General features: G+C 63.7%; 15 protein-coding genes. 6 read left to right on the top strand and 9 right to left on the bottom strand.

The window, feature by feature from the left end:
• Positions 1–140: 140 nt before the first annotated feature.
• Positions 141–572, bottom strand: a complete 432-nt coding sequence (locus IEY62_RS05925) for a hypothetical protein (protein ID WP_189014910.1) — start codon at positions 570–572, stop codon at positions 141–143.
• A gap of 106 nt (positions 573–678) precedes the next feature.
• Here IEY62_RS05925 and IEY62_RS05920 point away from each other — a divergent pair, with 106 nt between their 5' ends.
• Both IEY62_RS05920 and IEY62_RS05915 read left to right on the top strand, forming a co-directional pair.
• The gene (locus IEY62_RS05920; protein WP_189014909.1) at positions 679–1,455 is read left to right on the top strand and encodes an SDR family oxidoreductase; all 777 of its coding nucleotides are present in this window, start codon (positions 679–681) and stop codon (positions 1,453–1,455) included.
• A 49-nt stretch (positions 1,456–1,504) separates the two neighbouring features.
• Positions 1,505–2,098 (top strand): dihydrofolate reductase family protein, encoded by a 594-nt coding sequence (locus tag IEY62_RS05915; RefSeq protein ID WP_189014908.1) that lies wholly within the window; start codon positions 1,505–1,507, stop codon positions 2,096–2,098.
• 17 nt (positions 2,099–2,115) lie between these two features.
• On the opposite strand, the gene IEY62_RS05910 is transcribed toward IEY62_RS05915, so the two are convergent.
• Complete coding sequence (locus IEY62_RS05910) at positions 2,116–2,556, bottom strand: hypothetical protein (protein ID WP_189014907.1); 441 nt, start codon at positions 2,554–2,556, stop codon at positions 2,116–2,118.
• Positions 2,557–2,643: 87 nt separating this feature from the next.
• Here IEY62_RS05910 and IEY62_RS05905 point away from each other — a divergent pair, with 87 nt between their 5' ends.
• The gene (locus IEY62_RS05905) at positions 2,644–3,075 is read left to right on the top strand and encodes a LexA family protein (protein WP_189014906.1); all 432 of its coding nucleotides are present in this window, start codon (positions 2,644–2,646) and stop codon (positions 3,073–3,075) included.
• Here the strand turns inward: IEY62_RS05905 and IEY62_RS05900 are convergent.
• Entirely contained in the window at positions 3,053–4,081 is a 1,029-nt protein-coding gene (locus IEY62_RS05900) for a LacI family DNA-binding transcriptional regulator (protein WP_189014905.1), read from the bottom strand. The genes IEY62_RS05905 and IEY62_RS05900 overlap by 23 nt on opposite strands.
• A 137-nt stretch (positions 4,082–4,218) precedes the next feature.
• Here IEY62_RS05900 and IEY62_RS05895 point away from each other — a divergent pair, with 137 nt between their 5' ends.
• Positions 4,219–5,685 (top strand): sugar porter family MFS transporter, encoded by a 1,467-nt coding sequence (locus IEY62_RS05895; RefSeq protein ID WP_189014904.1) that lies wholly within the window; start codon positions 4,219–4,221, stop codon positions 5,683–5,685.
• A 191-nt stretch (positions 5,686–5,876) separates the two neighbouring features.
• Positions 5,877–7,175 (top strand): Y-family DNA polymerase, encoded by a 1,299-nt coding sequence (locus IEY62_RS05890; RefSeq protein ID WP_189014903.1) that lies wholly within the window; start codon positions 5,877–5,879, stop codon positions 7,173–7,175.
• Between the two features lie 13 nt (positions 7,176–7,188).
• Here the strand turns inward: IEY62_RS05890 and IEY62_RS05885 are convergent, their stop codons facing one another.
• The 3 genes from IEY62_RS05885 to nirB are packed head-to-tail and all read right to left on the bottom strand — an operon-like array spanning position 7,189 to position 12,018.
• Positions 7,189–8,346 (bottom strand): uroporphyrinogen-III synthase, encoded by a 1,158-nt coding sequence (locus IEY62_RS05885; protein WP_189014901.1) that lies wholly within the window; start codon positions 8,344–8,346, stop codon positions 7,189–7,191.
• A gap of 12 nt (positions 8,347–8,358) precedes the next feature.
• Positions 8,359–9,393, bottom strand: coding sequence for a uroporphyrinogen-III C-methyltransferase (cobA, locus tag IEY62_RS05880; protein WP_189014899.1), 1,035 nt, complete (start codon positions 9,391–9,393; stop codon positions 8,359–8,361).
• A 12-nt stretch (positions 9,394–9,405) separates the two neighbouring features.
• Positions 9,406–12,018: a nitrite reductase large subunit NirB gene (gene nirB, locus IEY62_RS05875; RefSeq protein WP_189014897.1), complete on the bottom strand. Its 2,613-nt coding sequence runs from the start codon at positions 12,016–12,018 to the stop codon at positions 9,406–9,408.
• 281 nt (positions 12,019–12,299) lie between these two features.
• Between nirB and nirD the strand changes: the two genes are divergently transcribed.
• A complete protein-coding gene (gene nirD / locus IEY62_RS05870; RefSeq protein ID WP_189014895.1) occupies positions 12,300–12,680 on the top strand; it encodes a nitrite reductase small subunit NirD in 381 nt (126 codons plus the stop codon).
• 4 nt (positions 12,681–12,684) lie between these two features.
• On the opposite strand, the gene IEY62_RS05865 is transcribed toward nirD, so the two are convergent.
• The 3 genes from IEY62_RS05865 to IEY62_RS05855 form a co-directional block, all read right to left on the bottom strand.
• The gene (locus IEY62_RS05865; RefSeq protein WP_189014893.1) at positions 12,685–14,430 is read right to left on the bottom strand and encodes a phospho-sugar mutase; all 1,746 of its coding nucleotides are present in this window, start codon (positions 14,428–14,430) and stop codon (positions 12,685–12,687) included.
• A 100-nt stretch (positions 14,431–14,530) separates the two neighbouring features.
• On the bottom strand, positions 14,531–16,153 hold the full coding sequence (locus IEY62_RS05860) for a glycoside hydrolase family 32 protein (RefSeq protein ID WP_189014891.1): 1,623 nt from the start codon (positions 16,151–16,153) through the stop codon (positions 14,531–14,533).
• Between the two features lie 94 nt (positions 16,154–16,247).
• Entirely contained in the window at positions 16,248–17,849 is a 1,602-nt protein-coding gene (locus IEY62_RS05855; protein WP_189014889.1) for a glycoside hydrolase family 68 protein, read from the bottom strand.
• Positions 17,850–18,036 lie beyond the last annotated feature (187 nt).

Below are 18,036 nucleotides of genomic sequence, written 5' to 3'. Positions count from 1 at the left end.
TCAGAGGAGAGCTGACTACATGGCAGCGGCAGAGGGTGCCGGGCGTGGCCGGGCGTTGCCTCCGCGGACTATGGGCCTTATGTTCCCACCGGGCACGGGATCTGTAAATGAGGTGGAGTAATGCTGATGCAGCCCAGGGGTCAAAGGATCCGCGAGTAGACCATGTCGAAGTCGTGCTCCAATGGCCCTCCCGGGTAGGTTCCGCGCTCCAGGCGGGCGGTGATGGTGTTGCCGTCTTCGCTGAAGCGGCCAACGAAGCGCTGCGGCCAGTCCGGTCCGTCCCTGTAAAGCGTCCAGATACCGTCCCGAAGGGTCATGTCGTAGATGCGGGCAACACCGCGCGAGTCGAAGTAGTGCTGTTGGAAGGCCCGGTCCGACCCCGTCGCGCCGATGACGCTGACTGCGTTGGGATACTCGGGCCTTTCCACGGTGGAACGCTGTATGAGGAAGCCGCCACCTTCCAGCCATTCAAAAGTGGTCCGTCCCTGTGTTTCGGCACTGGGGATGGTGGTCTTCCACGCGCCCACAAGGACGTTAAGTTGCTCCAGAGTGGGTTCTGGCTCCCGTGCCATGGCTGCCTTCTTTCGCGGGTACGAGCTTCGTTGGCGGTTGCTGACTTTTCGCGGGTCTGAGGGGTCCAGCGTAGAACCCGACGGTTCCGCCGCATAGGGTCAAAGGATGACGTTGGAAAAAGAAGCAAAGGTTGCCATTGTCACAGGGGCAGGAAGGCGCCGTTCCATCGGGGCAGCCTTGGCCGTCGGCCTGGCAGCCGATGGTTGGTCTCTTGTCCTGAACTACTGGAAGCCTTACGACGACCGGCTTGGCCTCGAATCGTCACCTGACGATGCTGCTGCCATAGCCGCCGAGTGCCGCGCGGAGGGTTCCGCCGTCGAACTCGTATCCGGGGACCTCAGTGACCCTGACGTACCGGCGGCGCTTGTTGCTGCCGGACAGAAACTGGGCCCCGTGACCGGTTTGGTGATGTCGCACTGCGAATCGGTGGACAGCGGCATCCTCACTACTTCCGTGGAAAGCTGGGACCGCCATTTTGCCGTGAACGCCCGGGCCACTTGGCTGCTCATCAAAGCGTTTGCAGATGAGCTGCCCACCGTCGCTCCCGGAGAAGTGGGCGGCAGGATCGTTGCGCTGACCAGCGACCACACCGTGCACAACCTGCCATACGGCGCGAGCAAAGGCGCCCTGGACCGGATCGTCACGGCGGCCGCCGTCGAACTCGGTGACAAAGGCGTGCGGGCCAACGTGATTAACCCCGGCCCGATCGATACCGGCTGGATGGACGACGACGTACGCGGCTGGACAACCAGGGCAACCCCTCCGGGACGCCTGGGTACACCCACGGACACCGCCAACCTGGTGCGGTTCCTGTTCTCGGGCGCGGGTTCCTGGATGAACGGACAGGTCCTGCACAGCAATGGCGGATTCAACGTCTCCTGAGTCCGGCGTGGTCTGGTGGCCCCGGGCGCCCCGATGGCAGGATGGGCGCATGACCCACGTTACTTGTGACCTCACTGTGTCCCTCGATGGCTTTGTTGCAGGCCCCCACCAGAGCATGGAACAACCGCTAGGCGAAGGAGGAGAGAAGCTCCACCGTTGGCAGTTCAAGGAACGCGATACCAACGCAGCCGAAGTCGCCGGGATCCTCGAAGCCGGTGCCTACATCATGGGCCGCAACATGTTCGCCGGACCGGGCGAGCAGGTGTGGCCGGAGGAATGGCGCGGCTGGTGGGGCGAAGAACCGCCGTACCACGCGCCTGTGTTCGTTCTTAGCTCGCACCCGCACGAGCCCATGGTGATGGAGGGTGGCACCACGTTCCACTTCGTCAACGACGACATCGGCTCAGTGCTCGCGCGGGCCAAGGAAGCTGCGGGCGGGAAGAACGTTGCCATTGCCGGTGGAGCCTCGACTGCCCGGCAATTCCTGGCCGCGGGGCTCATTGACGAGTTACGGCTTCACGTCGCGCCGATCGTCCTCGGCGCAGGTGAGCGCTTGCTGGACGGCATAGGAGAGCTGAACCTTGAGCCCATTGAAGTCCGGGGCACCAGCCTGGTTTCGCATCTGCGGTACAAGGTGGGCTGAACCCGTACCTTCCTGGCTCAGCCCCGGGCCAGGCCGCTGATGATCAGCGCAACGCCGGCGATGGCTGCCACAACAGCCCAGTACTGCATGGGGAGGAAGAAGAGGCTGTGCCGGTTGAAGTATCCGCGCCGGGCGGACTCGGCCTCGTATTTCAGTTGCTCATCCGCCATAGCACGTGCCTCCTCGACGGATTCAGGAGCGGGCAGGCCCGGGTGCTGGTACGCGCCCACCTCTACCATTCTGGACAGTTCCTGGGCCCTGGCGTTGACCGCTGCCTCGTAACCCGCTTTGGGCATGGAGTGGTTGAACCACTTTCCGAGATACCAGATCCCGGCCGCGCCGCCCAGGAAACCCACGCCTACGGCTATGGGATTGCCATGCGACAAACCGCCGGCCACGCCACCGCAAACACCGAACACGACGAGGACCAATATTCCCCAACCACGCCAAATAATCATTTCATTAGACTAATTCATCCCGGACCGGAATGTCTGCCAGTAGCTGTACACTCAGGTATCGAACATATATTCGAATAAAGGTGTGTTGTGGGCGTGATAGTCGGCCCCCGCGTGATAGATGCGGGTTTGTCCCTGGTGTCGGTGCTGTTGGCTCCTGTGTCCGTGGCCGCGGGGTATCCCTCGCCGGCGCAGGACTACTTCGACGGCCGCATCGACCTCAATGAGCACCTGATCAAGGACGTCACCAGCACATTTGTGGTGCGGGTGACCGGCCAGTCGATGGAAGCCGCTGGTATCAGCGACGGCGACGAGTTGATCGTCAACCGGGCGCTGGAACCCAAGGATGGGTCGGTCGTTGTGGCTGTCCTGGATGGCGAGCTGACAATCAAGCGGTTGCGCATAACCCCGGCTGGGGTCGTGCTGCAGGCGGACAACCCTGCCTTCCCCGATATCAGGGTGGCGGCCTTGTCGGAGCTGACAATCTGGGGCGTTGCAACTACGTGCCTGCATCACGTCTGAATGACGGCGGGGCTGTGGAGTTGCGGACCACCAGTTCCGGTGTGAGCCGTTCGTCTGCGATGGGTCCCTCCGGGTTTTCGAGCCGATCCAGCGCTATCGCCCCGGCTCTTTGGCCCAGGGTTACGGCATGGAGGTCCACCGTTGTGAGATCGATGCCGTGCAGCCGGGCGATCCGCGAATTGTCGTAGCCCACCAGCGACACGTCCTGCGGGATGGACAAGCCCAGGGAATAGGCGGCTTCGCGGGCGCCCAGGGCCAGTTGGTCGTTGTGCGTGAAAATCGCCGTCGGGCGTTCGGGTTGGTTGAGCAGGAGGGTGGTGGCGCGTTGCCCGGCTTCCTGCGTGAAGTCCTCGGCTGCGAGGGTTTGGGGCTTCAGCCCGGCGTCGCGCATGGTTTTTTGGTAACTCCGCCTGCGGGCGGTGTGTCCGTCGTATACGGGACCCGCCAGGTGGGCAATGCGCCGGTGCCCGAGGGCGAGGAGGTGTTCGGTGGCGGCCTTGGCGCCCAAAACGTCATCCGAATACACGCTGTCCACGCCCGGCACTGGCCGCGTCACGCTGACCAGCGGCACGATCTGCGCCAGTTCCTGCACGCGCTCGTCCGGATCCAGGAGCGTGGCAGCAATGATGATCCCGGCCTGTGCTTCGATGAGCGACTCCAGCGCGCCCCGGTCAACACCATCAACGGACCGGGATACGCTCAGGATGAGCCGGTTGCCGTCCTGCGGAAGGGCCATGCGGACGCCGCTGAGAATGTCGGCGTAGACCTCGTTGCGGATATCCATCAGGTAAAGCCCGACGGCGGAGCGGTGCTTGCGTGCCAGGTCGGCGGCTACGGCGTTGGGTCGGTATCCGAGACGCTTGGCGGCTTCGAAGATGGCTTCCTTGGTTTCGGCGCTGACTCCGGGGGCGCCCCGGAAGGCGAAGGACACCAGTGTCCGGGAGACGCCCACTTCCCGGGCGACATCACTTTGTGTAGCTGGGCGGAGCGGGCGGTCGGGGGCCATGCCCTCCATCCTCCCATGTCACGGAAAGGGTTAAATCGCATGTTTGTTAGTTTGACCTTACATTTAAGCCTTTCGCGCGTTAGTCTGGATTCAGAGCGGATGAGTATGACCCGCAACACACTGACAAAGGAGTCCTGATGTCTGCAACGCAAATGCAGCGGGAAGGCGCCCATGGGGCCGCTCTTCCTCCGCTGACCAATGGCCCGCATCGAAAGCGACTTGGCCTTGTAGCCTTGGTCGCCACCTTCGGCGGACTGTTGTTCGGCTATGACACTGGTGTCATCAACGGAGCCCTCCGGCCCATGACGGCCGACCTTGGCCTGACGCCCCTGACAGAAGGGATCGTGACCAGCTCCCTGCTGTTCGGCGCAGCAGCCGGAGCCGTGGGAGGTGGCCGCCTGTCCGATTCGTGGGGCCGCCGCAAGTCCATCCTCCTGCTCGCGGTGCTGTTCCTGGCCGGAACGATCGCCTGCGTCTTCGCGCCAAACTTTGAAGTGATGGTGCTCGGTCGCGTTGTTCTGGGCCTTGCGGTCGGCGGAGCGTCCACCGTGGTGCCTGTCTTCCTTGCCGAACTGGCACCGTATGAGATCCGGGGCTCGCTGGCCGGTCGGAACGAGCTCATGATTGTCATCGGCCAGCTGGCGGCGTTCGTCGTGAACGCCATCATCGGTAACATCTGGGGAGAGTTCGGGGGAGTGTGGCGCGTCATGCTCGCCGTTGCCGCCCTGCCCGCCATCGCCTTGTTCTTCGGCATGCTGCGGATGCCCGAGTCGCCGCGCTGGTTGATTTCGAAGGGGCGTTGGGAAGAGGCACTGGCAGTCCTCAAGACCATCCGGTCGGTGGAACGCGCCGAGGCCGAAATGGCCGACGTCAAACATCTCGCCGACGAAGAGCGGGCGGCGAAAGCGACGTCGTGGGGTGCGCTCAAGGACAAGTGGATCCTGCGCATCATCCTGGTGGGTATCGGTCTGGGTGTGGCCCAGCAGCTCACCGGCATCAACTCGATCATGTATTACGGTCAGTCGGTACTGGTCGAGGCCGGATTCGACTCCAATGGAGCCCTCCTCGCCAACATCGCTCCCGGCGTGATCGCGGTGGTGGGAGGAGTCATCGCCCTGACGTTGATGCAGCGCGTCAACCGCCGAACAACCCTGCTCCTGGGCTTCAGCCTGACCACGGCATGCCACTTCCTGATCGGCATCGCCTCGGTCCTCCTTCCCGTGGGAAACGAGGCCCGTCCCTTCGTGATTCTCTTCCTGGTGGTCGCATTCGTCGGCTCGATGCAGACGTTCCTGAATATCGCCGTCTGGGTCATGCTGTCGGAAATCTTCCCGCTGCACGTGCGTGGTTTCGCCATTGGCTTGTCGGTGTTCTGCCTCTGGATCGCCAATGCGCTGTTGGGTCTGTTCTTCCCCACTCTGGTGGCCGGCGTCGGGATCACCGGAACCTTCTTCCTGTTCGGTGGCGTGGGTATCGCGGCCCTCATCTTCATCTACACCCAGGTCCCCGAGACCCGTGGGCGCACCTTGGAAGCCCTTGAAGAAGACGTCACCACCGGTGCCATCTATCTGGTGCACAAGAAGGACGCCACTGTCCGTTCGTAGCCGGATTTCATGGTGGGAATCCCATAGTGCAACGCATCCCGTCCAGCGGACTTTTCCACAGTCCGGTGGGCGGGATGTTCTGTTGTCGGGGCGCGGCAGTACAGTTGACTTATTCGAACATATCTTCGAATAAGCGGCGTGTCCTCCCATATTCCGAGGCCGCGCATGCTAGCGCCGAACCGAGGAGGATCATGTCCAGGCCAGCCCTTATGCACAGAATGCAGGAGATCGCCCATGTGGACATCAACTGCTTCTATGCTTCAGCGGAACGGGCCTTCAATCCCGCGTTGGAGGGCAAACCGTTGATCGTGCTCTCGAATAACGACGGTTGCGCCGTGACCAGGTCGCCGGAGGCCAAGAAGCTTGGCATCGGGTTGGGGGATCCATGGTTCAAGCTGGCTCCACGGGCCAAGGAATGGGGACTGATTGCGCTCTCCAGCAATTACGAGCTGTACGGGGACATCAGTTCAAGGGTCATGGAGTTGTTACGGCGCTACTCGGCGTGGCAGGAGGTTTACTCGATCGACGAAGCGTTCCTGGGGGTGAGGGGCCAGCCGGAGGAGTTGCTGCAATTGGGGCGAACCATCAAGGATGCTTGCCGCAGGAACGTAGGAGTTCCGGTGTGCGTCGGAATCGCCCGCACCAAAACGCTTGCCAAGCTGGCCAACAAGTGGGCCAAACACAATCCGGCGTTCGCTGGTGTGTGCCGCTGGGATTCGGTTCCGCAAGCCGAGCGCGACGCCCTCATGGCCCGGCTTTCCGTTATGGAGATTTGGGGTGTCGCCACGAGACTCACCAAGCGGTTGAATGCCATGGGTATCTTTTCAATTTTGGACCTGGTCCGGGCGGACCCAGTGGCATTGCGCGACAAATTCTCCGTCGTCATGATGCGCACCGTCCTGGAACTGCAGGGAACGCCGTGCATCCCCATGGAAGAGGAAAGGATCGGCAGGGACCAGCTGATCTTCTCGCGCTCGTTCTCGACGCCGATCACGAACGCAGCCCAATTACGGCAGGTGCTCAGTGTCTACGGGCAGATGGCCAGTGCCAGGCTCGCCAAGCACCACCTCCAAGCGAAACTGCTGACGGCGTTCGCAGCAACGTCCGTGTACAACCCGAACGACAAATCGTTTCCTGCCGTAAACGTCAAACTGCCCATGCCCACCGCTGATCCCGTGCTGCTCACCAGGGCCGCGCACGCCCTGATTCCCAAAATCAAGGAGGGCGTCAGGTACGCCAAGGCCGGAATCATGGTCACCGATCTTCGTCCCAGCGGCAATCAGAAACCCCTGGAAATCTTCGAGAACAGGCACGAGGAACGGGGCATCGGAAGCCTGCTGGAGGAAGTCAGCAAACGCTATGGCCGCGGCTCCATCGGGTTGGGGCATGCAGGCATCAAAGGAGGTCCGGACTGGTCAATGAGGCGGGACATGCTCAGTCCCCGGTACACGACAAACTGGGACGAACTGCCCCTGGTGAAAGCGTCGTAGCGTGGCCGGAACCCTATGCCCGCAGCCGGTATCCACGTTTGACCACTGTTTCCACAAGCTTGCCGTCCGGGAGCGCGGACCGCAGCCGGCTGACCGTCATGTCCAGGGCATGAACGGAACCGCGCAGATCCAGCAGGTCAGAGAGCGCTTCGCGCGACAAGACCGCCCCGCCCGCGCCAAGCAGCGCCCGCAGCAGCAGCAGGGGAGCAGGGGCCAGCTCCACCACTTCGCCATTGATCCGAAGGCACCGTCCGCGCAGCTCGATGGTGGCATTCTTCGTCTCCAGGCGGCGAACGTGGTTCAAGGACAAGTGCTCGGTCACCAAGCGAATGAGCGCGCCCATGCGGTAACGGTCGGGTATCAGCGGCGTCAGCCCGGCGTCGACCAGGGGCTGGGCAGTCACCGGCCCGACGGCGGCCACTGTCACCGGGCCCTTGAGCGCTTCAATGAGCTGGCGGTAGAGGCCCATCTCATGCGCGGTGCTCCACATGGCGTCCACCGCCGGGGCGCTGGTGAAGGTCAGGACGTCAAGGTTCCCATTGACCACGGCCTCGATCAGGCGCGGCAACTTATCCTCACCATCGGGCTTGACCCAGCGGTACGGAGTTACCGTCAGGACGGTCGCGCCGGACATGCGGAGCCGCTCAAGCTGGCGAACGTCCGTGTACCCGTGCAACTGCACAGCCACGGTCTTGCCGCGCACACCCTCCACCAGGAGCATGTCCACCAGGGTGGCAGTGGTTTCGTCGCTGCTGATTCCGACGTCGGCCAGCCCGGCCGCGCGTACTGCACCGCGGGCCTTCGGTCCCCTGACGAACATGCGGCAGGCAGACAAGGTCTCCAGGAGCTGCTCGCCGATGCCAAAGGAATCGGCGGCCTCGCACCACCGCCGCATGCCGTACGCGGTGGTGGCTATGCAGATGTCCGGTTTCGCCTCAATGATGGTCCGGGTGTCCTCAACCAGGACCATGTCCTCCTGGACGGGGGCGATCTTCAGGGCAGGAGCGTGCAGAACGCTCGCACCGCGCCGTTCCAGTGCCTCGATGAGGTCACGGGAACGGCGGTGCGAGGTGACGCCGATCCGGAATCCGTCCAAGGGCGCGTCTGGCGCCTCGGAAGCCTCCGGAGTGGCGTTGGGGTCCGCGATTTCGATGGCACGTGCAACAGTCATGTGTTCTTACCTTCAGGCTTCAAGGAGCGAAGCCGCAAGTCGGCTCAGTTCAGCGGATGCTTCGGCGTGATTCCGGTTGGCCTCGGCAACCCGGACCACCTCACCGATGACCAGCACGGCAGGGTTGCTGCAGCCGGTCGCTGCCGTTTCGATACTACCGAGGTCGGCAATAGTGGTGCGCTGCCCCGGCCGGTAACCACGTTCCACCACAGCCATGGGCATCTGAGGATTCATCCCGGCCCGCCGCAGCCCGGCCGCCAGCTGGGGGAGAGTGCCAATACCCATGAGGACAATGATCGTCCCGCCGAGCCCGGCAAGGTGGGTGTGCTCCTTCTCCGTCAGGGGTGCGTGCCCGGATACCACCGTGAACATGTGGCTCACTTCGCGGTGCGTCACCGGAATGCCCGCGGCAGCAGGCACGGAGATGGCGCTTGTGACACCGGAAATCACCCGGACCGGAACACCGGCCGCAACACAAGCGGCTACCTCTTCCCCGCCACGGCCGAAGACGTAGGGGTCACCGCCCTTGAGCCTGACCACGTTCTTTCCCAGCAGCGCAGCTTCCACCATGAGTTTCTCAATGTCGCGTTGCGTCACCTTGTGCAGGCCGGGCTGCTTCCCAACATCCACAAGGTCTGCGGAGGTCAGGCCGGCCAGTTCCTGATAGGGAGCCAAACGGTCGAAGAAAACAACGTCGGCGTTCCGCAAAGCATCGACAGCACCCACGGTAAGCAACTCAAGGCTTCCGGGGCCACCGCCCACAAGTGTCACGTGCCCATCGGCGCCCGGGGACGGCTCGAACGCCACGGGGATGCCGGCCTCACGGCACCGGTCTACCAGCGCACCCCAGCCTTCGTCGCCGTCGTCCACTACCGCCACCAGGAACGGGCGCTCGGGAAGCTGGCCGTCGGCCGGTACGCCGTCGGGCGTGCTCAGCCGGTAGACATTCGCACCGGCCCTCCGATAACGCCGCACAGCCTGCCGGGCGGTCCTGTCAGATCCTGTGACCAGGACATCACGGTCGGTCAGATCAATGGTGAGCTGCATGGGGACCCCTTGTTATTCGCTGCGGACCGGGATGGTGGAGGCGATCAGCACGCCGCCCTTTTCTTCGTTCGTGGCAGGGCGGATCTGGCCGCGCTCCGGAACGAAGGAGATGGACTCGTCCTTTTGGTTGGGCGCGTTCACGAAGGAACGGAAACGGCGGAGGCGCTCCGGATCCTTCAGGGTCTCCGCCCACTCGTCCTCGTAGGTGTCGATGTGCTTGGCCATGGCGGCTTCAAGTTCAGCGGCAATGCCCAGGGAGTCGTGGACCACGACGTCCTCGACGTGCTTGATGTCGCCGTCGAGTTCTTCCTGCCAGCGGGCAGTGCGCTGCAGGCGGTCGGCCGTTCGGATGTAGTACATCAGGTAACGGTCGATGTACTTCAGCAGCGTTTCGTCGTCCAGGTCCTTGGCCAGCAGTTTGGCGTGCGCCGGAGTGGCACCGCCGTTGCCGCCCACGTAAAGGTTCCAGCCATCTGCAGTGGCGATCACTCCGACATCCTTGCCCCGGGCTTCGGCGCACTCGCGGGCGCAACCGGAAACACCCATCTTGAGCTTGTGCGGGCTGCGCAGGCCGCGGTAGCGCAGTTCCAAGGCGATGGCCATGGCCACGGAATCCTGGACGCCGAACCGGCACCACGTGGATCCAACACAGGACTTCACCGTGCGCAGGCTCTTGCCGTAGGCTTGGCCGGACTCGAAGCCGGCGTCCACCAGTTCCTTCCAGATGTCCGGCAGCTGTTCGAGCCGTGCACCGAACATGTCGATCCGCTGCCCACCGGTGATCTTGGTGTAGAGGTTGTATTTCTCGGCAACCGCCGCGATGACGCCGAGGCCCTTAGGCGTAATCTCGCCGCCGGCAATGCGGGGAACCACCGAGTAGGTGCCGTCCTTCTGCATGTTTGCCAGGGCACGGTCGTTGGTGTCCTGCAGCGAACCACGCCCGGCGTCCAGGACGTAGGCAGAGTGCTGGCTGGCCAGGATGGACGCGATGGTCGGCTTGCAGATGTCGCACCCGGCACCGGTCCCGTACTTGGCCATGATGTCTTCGAAAGACGTCAGTTCCAGGACCCGGATGGCGTCAAAGAGTTCTTGTCGGGAAAGGCTGATGTGCTCGCAGAGGGCTTTGGAGACCTCAATGCCCGACTTGGTGAGTTCGCCCTCCAGGAGCTTCTTCAGCATGGGAACGCACGAACCGCACTGGGTGCCGGCACGGGTGCAGCCCTTGAGTTCGCTGAGTTCCTGCACCGGGGCATTGCCTTCACAGGCGCCACAGCCGTTGATGGTGTCGCGGATGGTTCCGGCGGCCACGTTGTTGCACGAGCACAGGATCGCGTCATCGGGAAGTTCAGTCTCAGGAGCCTCACCGCCGCCGGCAGCGCTCAGGTACGCCCCCGGTTCGGCGGACAGTTCGCGGCCCAGGAGGGGGCGCAGGCTCATGTAGGGCGAAGCATCGCCCACGAAGATGCCGCCGAGGAGAGTCTTTGCATCATCCGTGGTGACGATCTTTTGGTAAACGCCGCGGGCGGGGTCGGCGTACACGATCTCGAGGGAGTGCTCGGTCCTGGCGAAGGCGTCACCGAAGCTGGCAACGTCCACGCCGGACAACTTGAGCTTGGTGGCAGTGTCAAAACCGGGGAACGTCGCTTCGCCACCGTGCAAGCGGTCGGCAACGATCTCGGCCATGGTGTTTGCCGGAGCTACGAGTCCCAGGCACATGCCCTCGAAGTTGGCCACCTCGCCGATGGCCCAGATGCCTTCCACCTCAGTGGCGCAAAAATCGTTGATGACCACGCCTCCCCGCTGGCCCAGGCTGAAGAGCTGTTCTTCGCCTTCGGCTGCGCGGAACAGCTCGTCGCGGGGCCTGACGCCGATGGCGACGATCACGAGGTCGGCGTCGATGGTGCGCCCGTCAGCCATCAGGACACCGGTGACCTGGCCGTCGTCGTCGGCTATTACTTCGGACGGGAAGACACCACCGTGCACTTCGAAACCCTTGGCCGCGATCAAGCGGCCCAACGCCTGGCCCGCGCCTTCGTCCAGTTGGGTGTTCATCAGCCACGGGGAGCCGTTGATGACAACCGGTGTTGCGCCCAGTTGCTCCGTGCCGGCAGCAGATTCGAGACCCAGGAGGCCGCCGCCGATGGTTACCGCGTTGACCTTCCGGCCGAGCTTCGTGGTCAACTCCGCGATGGCCTTGTTGATGGACCAGACGTCCTCGAGCGTGCGGTACACGTGGGTGTGTTCGGAGCCGGGAATGGGGAGCCGGGCGGCATCGGAACCGGTTGCCACGACTACATGGTCGTATCCATAAACGTTGCCCGACGCGGTCACCACGTTCCGGGCAACGGGATCAATCCTGACCGCGCGCTCGCCGGTCTTCAATTCCACAGCCTTGTGCTCCCACATGGACGCATCGCCCAAGGTGAGGTCGACGTCCGTTTCCGTGAGGGCCTTGCTCAATGCCACGCGGTCGTAGGGGAGGTGGGCCTCCTCGGTCAGTACCGTGAGCTGCCAGCCTTCAAGACCGCGATTGACCATGGCGTCGGTGAAACGGTGGGCAGCAGGTCCGCCGCCGATAACGACGACGCGGCGTGGAGTCACTGTGCTTGAAGTGTGTCCGGTCACTGGTGGGCCTTTCGCAGATGTTGCAGACGGATCTCCGCAACTTGTGTTCCCAGCCTAGGGACGGGCAGTTTCGCTTCAGTTTCCCCTTTGTTTCGTGGTCTTAACTTCTGCATCACGAACGCGTTTCTGCATGTGTGAGGTGTCTTTTACCCGCTGGACACAAACGAGCACCCCGGTTGAAACACCCCGGTCCTAGCGTGGAGGAGTGGCCGCAAGCGTGGCCCGGTCCGGGGAGTGATGAGGGAATGTGCCTGCCCCCGGACACAGTGAGAGGGGCTGAAATGACCGTAATTCTGGACCGTGCCGAGACTCTTGACAGTGCCGGAGACCTGACCGAAACCGCCGCCTGGCACCGTGTTTGCCCCCTGGACGAGCTTGAGCCCGCCTGGGGAGAAGCGGCATTGATCGAAGGCCGGCAGGTCGCACTGTTCCGCACCGGGCCCTCGGAAGTTTTCGCCGTAGCCCAGCAGGATCCGGCGACACTGGCCAACGTCATGGCGCGCGGCATCATCGGCTCCCGCGGAAGCCGGCCCACCATAGCCTCGCCGCTGCACAAAGAGGTCTACGACCTCGAAACGGGTGAGTGCTTCACCAATCCCGGGCTCCGCCTTGACGCCTTCGCCACGCGCCTGGTGGACGGCTTTGTTGAGGTCGAGCTCTAGGAAGTCACTGTCCCAGTGCTTCGCGGACATCCCTGAGGACATCGTCCAGGGAGGTCCGCGCGGCTTGGCGCGCTTCCGGGAGTTCCGCCGCGGATTCCACGGGGCGGATCACTTCCAGGTAGCACTTGAGTTTGGGTTCGGTGCCGCTGGGCCGGATGATGACGCGGCTCTGGTCCCGCGTGATGTACAGCAGCCCGTCCGTGGGAGGAAGGTTGTCGCTGCCTTCGGCCAGGTCAACGGAAACTTCCACCGAGGACCCTCCGAACGCTTCCGGTGGGTTGACCCGGAGCCGGTTCATCATGGCATCGAGAAGACCCAGATCAGCAACCCGGATGCTCAACTGGTCGCTGGCGTGCAGGCCGTGGACCAGATACAAGTCGTCCAGGGTGTCGAAGATTGTCCTGCCCTCGGCCTTGGCGGCCGCCGCCAGTTCGGCGATCAGCACGGCCGCTGAGATACCGTCCTTGTCGCGTACCAGGTCCGGTGCCACACAGTAGCCCAGGGCTTCTTCGTACCCGTAGGTGAGGCCCGGCACGCGGGAAATCCACTTGAAACCCGTGAGTGTTTCCTCGTGGGCGTAGCCTGCGGCAGCTGCAATCCTCGAGAGCAGCCGTGACGAAACGATCGAGTTGGCGAAGACGCCGGCATGTGGTTCGTCCCCGGTGGCAGCGGCCAACCGGGCCACGATGTGGGCTCCCAGCAAGGCGCCAACTTCGTCACCACGCAGCATGCGCCAAGCACCGCTCGTGGGGTCCAACGCGGCAACGGCAGCGCGGTCGGCGTCGGGATCATTGGCCAGCACGATGTCTGCGCCGGCAGCAGCCGCCGCAGCGAGCGCCAGGTCCAACGCCCCGGGTTCTTCCGGATTCGGGAAAGCGACGGTGGGGAAGTCGGGGTCGGGTTCGGCCTGCTCGGCCACAAGGGTAACGTCGCTGAACCCTGCGGCGTTCAGGACGGAGACGGCCGTCCCGCCACCCACGCCGTGCATCGGAGTCAGGACAATTTTCAGGTCCCGGGCCGGGAAGTGTTCACGGTCAACCAGCCCGGCCATGGCGGCTTCGTAGTCCGAGGCGATGGACGTCGGCAGTACCGACCAGCCGGAATCGGCCAACTCAATGGAGTCCAGCGCGCCGACGGCGTCGATCTTCGCCGCGATCCTGGCATCGTAGGGTGCAACGATCTGGGCACCGCGGCCGCTTCCGGACACAGCATGACGGCCCAAGTAGACCTTGTAGCCGTTGTCTTGCGGTGGGTTGTGGCTGGCAGTGACCATCACGCCGCCGTCGCAGTCGAGGTTTCTGACCGCGTAGGCGAGCAACGGCGTCGGAAGCGCCGCTGGCATGAGGAACGTCTCGATACCGGCGGCTGTGAAGATGGCCGCCGTTTCTTCGGCGAAGATGTCCGAGTTGTGGCGTGCGTCAAAGCCGACGACGGCGCGTGGCCGGGTTCCCGGGGCTGCCGCGGCGACCGTTTCGGTGAGGAAGGCCGCCAGGCCTGCCGCTGCCCGGCGGACGACCACCCGGTTCATTCGGTTCGGGCCGGGACCGAGGGCTGCGCGCAGGCCTGCCGTGCCGAACTGGAGGGTGCCGTTGAAGCTGTCGCCAAGTTCCTGGACAGCTCCCGCATCGCCTGCACTGGCGAGGTCGGCGAGCTCCAGGAGCGCCGTCGTCGTGGTCGGGTCCGGGTCGTGGGAAGCCCATTGGCGGGCGTCGGTGATCAGCTGTTCTAATGCGGCATCGCTGGATGTCATAGGGTCAAAACTATCCTCATTGCGCACAGCAAGAGCAACGCGGGGTCAGATATGGCCCATAAATCGGGTCGTAATGGGCCATATCTGACCCCGCGTTGCTTTAGAGGGGGCGGGAATGCACCGAGATGGTGGAATCGCCGTCCAAGCTGAACACTGATGATCCCGTGGCATCCCAGTCCGGGAAGAACGTGTCCGAAATGACGGCCACACCATCCTGGGCGAACACTTCCACGGACGATGAATCGAGGAGGATCGTGAGCCGGACTTTGCCGTCGCTGCCGACAGAAGGCAGCGTGATTTGGTGGTACGGACTGAATTTCTCGGAGAAATTGGTGGTTCCCGCGTGCGAACGGTCGACCTTCACGGTCCGCGTTTCCTTGGTGTAGGAGATGCGCAGGCCGGATTTGGCGTCGGAGGACTGGCGCAGGATGAGTCCGGCCTCGCGGGACGACGTCAGGTCCAGATCCAGTTCGATCAACTGGCTGCGAGCTGTGAAATCCGCTCCCAGGTCCTGGATTGAGGAGGTGACGGTGAGGTTTTTCTTGCTGACCTCACCGCTGCGGCGTTCAAGGGCTTCCCGCGCCGCGGTGGCGATGGCCGATCGCAGCTCGTAACGGCGCTCGCCCCGGACCAACGTGAGTTCCCTGGGAATTGCCATGGAACCCCGCCATGGAGTCGTGGGAACGTTCTGGGCGTAGTCCCAGTTTCCCATCCAGCCCAGCAGCACGGGCTTTTCGCCCGGGGCACCGGAAATGGAGTTTGCTGCGTAGTAGTCCGCGCCGTGGTCCAGCCATTGGGAGTCGCTGAGGGGAGCGTCCGGGGAGGCCGCGTTCTCTGCCGTGAAGCGGGTTCCATCAAACTCGCCCACGAAGTACTGCATGCCCGAACCGCCCGCGATTCCGCCGGGGTTGATGCTCAGCAGCATGACCCATTTCTTCGCAGTCGAGCCGTCCACATTCATCTGCACAAGTTCCGGGACCTCCCAGAGGCCGCCCTGTGCGCCGGCACCGGAGAAGTCGCTGAGGTAGTCCCAGTGGAGCAGGTCGGTGGATTTGAAGAGCTTGACCACCTGGGCGTCTGCTACCACTGTGGTCATCACCCAATACTGGCCCGGCTCGTACCAGAAGACCTTGGGGTCGCGGAAGTTGTTGTTGGTGGGTGCGAGGTTGAGTACGGGATTGCCGCGGTACTTCTGCCAGGTGGTGCCGCCGTCCAGGCTGTAGGCGACGGACTGGGCCTGGGCGCCCTGGGGGAGCGCACCGTTTTTGCCGTAGGCGCTGGTGTAGAGCGCGACCATGGGAGGGTTCTCCGCCGAACCGAGGCCCGAGGCGTTGTTGGTGTCCATCACCATGCAGCCGGAGAAGATCTCTTCCTCACCGCTGGCCTCCATGGCTACGGGCTGCTGCTCCCAGTGCACCAGGTCGGTGCTGGTGGAGTGGCCCCAGGACATGTTGCCCCACGAGTTCGCACGCGGGTTGTACTGGTAGAACGCGTGGTACGTGCCGTTGTGGTGGATCAGACCGTTGGGATCGTTGAGCCAGTTCTTTTCAGCGGTCAAGTGCGCCACGGGACGCCACGGATCCGAAGCGGTCGGCGTCCGACCCGCTGGCGTGGGGGCCGGCGTCGGGCTGGCTGTGCAGGAGGCGGCAGCGAAAGAGACCACGACGGCGGCACTTGCGGCCAGCATCCGGCGGCGGGACAGGTGGGGGTTGGGGTAAGCCATAGGGAGAAATCCTGAAGGGTTTGGGGGTGGCGGGGGTGACGGCTCTTCTGAAGCCGGCACCCCCGCCGTGGCCTGACGGCCGGGGTGTGGCGGCCTACTTGTAGAGGCCTTCACCGCCAACGCGGACGTTGGTGGGCAAGTAGCCGAACGGACCGAGGCCCTTCTGGCCGAAGCTGCGGTCAACCTGAGTGACGCCACCCTTGAAGTTCATCTTCACGGTGGGTGACAGGGAGCCGCCGCGGACGCCGTCGACGTTGTCGATGAACGACTGGACGAGGCCGCCGGGCTGAACGTAGTGCGAGTAGGCCTGGAACTGCCGGCCGTTCTGGCGGGGGTCAGGACCCTCCGGTGCATTGGCCGGCATGTTCAGGTCCGTGGGCGATCCCAGGGCCAGTCCGCTGTTGTTCACCGGCTGGTAGTCGGAGCGTACGCCGTCGCCTACGAAGCCGTAGACGCCGTCGGGGCCGCGCATGCCATCGGCGTAGGTGAACTGGTGGCTGATGGTGAACAGGTAGTACTTGTTCTTGCCGTTTTCGTTCTGGATGAAGATCTGCGGACGCTCAGTCTGGTCGTTGACGCAGTTCGCTGACAGGATCGGGGGCAGGAAGGTCCACTTGGTGAGGTCCTTGTTGTCCGCTACTGCCAAGCCCACGTTGGCGGTCTGGTACCAGGCGCCGGTGGTGCTGTTGACCTGGTTGACGGTCTCGGCGTGGGGATCGCCGGGCCGGTAGCCCAGGTCTTCCTGCTTGCATTTGTAGGAGCCGCGGGTGCCGCCGGTGTTGCCTTCGAACACCATGAAGGTCTTGCCCGGGTGGGCAGGATCGCTGAAGGTGTAAGGATCACGGAACGCGAAGCCCGGGTTCTGGGCCTTGTTCTGGTAGAGCTTTCCATCGGGCTCCAACAGCTTGGTGTGCTGGAAGCCGTCGAAGGTCACGCCGTCCTTGGTGGCGTGGATGTTGCCCAGAGCCTTTGCGATCACGGCGTCCGGGGCAATCCCGCCACCGCCTGCGTTCCGCTCAGCGACGTCGTAGAACGTGGTGGCCGTGTAGAACACATTGATCTTGTTGCCCTGCATCAGGCGTGTGGAGCCGGACCATTCGGTGTTTCCGATGGACGTGTTCGGCAGGAACAGGTGTCCGCCATAGTTCCACTTGTCCTTGGCGGGATCGGCGTTGGTCTTCCGGAAGAAGTAGCCGATCCTGGCGTTCCAGTGGCGTTGGTCGAAGCCGTAGCCGGCATGCCGGTCGGCAACGAGTGCGAAGATGACATCCCAGCCCTTGTAGCTGATCTGGTTGGCATTCTCGTCAGTCAATGACCAGGTGTCCCATACCCAGACGTCGTCGTTCATGGCAGGAAAGTCCTTGGGGATTTCCGGCATGGTGACGTTGGGGCTCATGGAGTTCTGGCCGGGCGTCACGTTGGTGTTGCTCTGGGCCATGATCTGCTTGGCGTCGGCGCGCGTCCATTTGGACGTGAAGTCCGCGGCCGGGTCAAATGCCTGCTGGGTGTGCAGGCTCGGCAGCGGGAAGCCGGGCGTGGGCGCCGGCATGGAGCTCGACGGCGGATCGGCCGGCAGGTTTGCCTGGGCCGCCGGCGTGACCAGCAGGATGCTGCCCGCCACGCTGGCTGCCGCTGCGACGGCTACTGCCCGTCGCAGACGGCGCCGCGGCCGTTGAGGGGTTGAGTGCGTGTTCATGCTTGCTCTTCTCGCGGAGTGTTGGACTTCGTGGAGTGGGGCGCATGCCCTGTTCCCCGGTTGGGGTCTCTACTTTGGCGTCCGTCGATCCGCCGGTGGCGTCTTCGAGGGACGCCATCGTTTCGAGGTGGCGGTGAGCCCGTCAGGGCGCTCGCCGCACGTGGTTCCGGCACGTCGACTTACCGGA

Origin of the sequence: Paenarthrobacter histidinolovorans, assembly GCF_014647595.1 — a bacterium.
Classification (GTDB): domain Bacteria; phylum Actinomycetota; class Actinomycetes; order Actinomycetales; family Micrococcaceae; genus Arthrobacter; species Arthrobacter histidinolovorans.
Note: the sequence above shows the minus strand (reverse complement) of the source record. Positions and strands in the feature narration are given on the sequence as shown.

Excerpts from the sequence above, each read along its gene's own strand:
- nirD (WP_189014895.1), top strand. The coding sequence starts at position 12,300 with ATGACCGTAATTCTGGACCGTGCCGAGACTCTTGACAGTGCCGGAGAC.
- cobA (WP_189014899.1), bottom strand. The coding sequence starts at position 9,393 with ATGCAGCTCACCATTGATCTGACCGACCGTGATGTCCTGGTCACAGGA.
- IEY62_RS05915 (WP_189014908.1), top strand. The coding sequence starts at position 1,505 with ATGACCCACGTTACTTGTGACCTCACTGTGTCCCTCGATGGCTTTGTT.
- IEY62_RS05885 (WP_189014901.1), bottom strand. The coding sequence starts at position 8,346 with ATGACTGTTGCACGTGCCATCGAAATCGCGGACCCCAACGCCACTCCG.
- IEY62_RS05900 (WP_189014905.1), bottom strand. The coding sequence starts at position 4,081 with ATGGCCCCCGACCGCCCGCTCCGCCCAGCTACACAAAGTGATGTCGCC.
- IEY62_RS05925 (WP_189014910.1), bottom strand. The coding sequence starts at position 572 with ATGGCACGGGAGCCAGAACCCACTCTGGAGCAACTTAACGTCCTTGTG.
- IEY62_RS05895 (WP_189014904.1), top strand. The coding sequence starts at position 4,219 with ATGTCTGCAACGCAAATGCAGCGGGAAGGCGCCCATGGGGCCGCTCTT.
- IEY62_RS05890 (WP_189014903.1), top strand. The coding sequence starts at position 5,877 with ATGTCCAGGCCAGCCCTTATGCACAGAATGCAGGAGATCGCCCATGTG.
- IEY62_RS05855 (WP_189014889.1), bottom strand. The coding sequence starts at position 17,849 with ATGAACACGCACTCAACCCCTCAACGGCCGCGGCGCCGTCTGCGACGG.
- IEY62_RS05860 (WP_189014891.1), bottom strand. The coding sequence starts at position 16,153 with ATGGCTTACCCCAACCCCCACCTGTCCCGCCGCCGGATGCTGGCCGCA.
- IEY62_RS05910 (WP_189014907.1), bottom strand. The coding sequence starts at position 2,556 with ATGATTATTTGGCGTGGTTGGGGAATATTGGTCCTCGTCGTGTTCGGT.
- IEY62_RS05865 (WP_189014893.1), bottom strand. The coding sequence starts at position 14,430 with ATGACATCCAGCGATGCCGCATTAGAACAGCTGATCACCGACGCCCGC.
- IEY62_RS05920 (WP_189014909.1), top strand. The coding sequence starts at position 679 with ATGACGTTGGAAAAAGAAGCAAAGGTTGCCATTGTCACAGGGGCAGGA.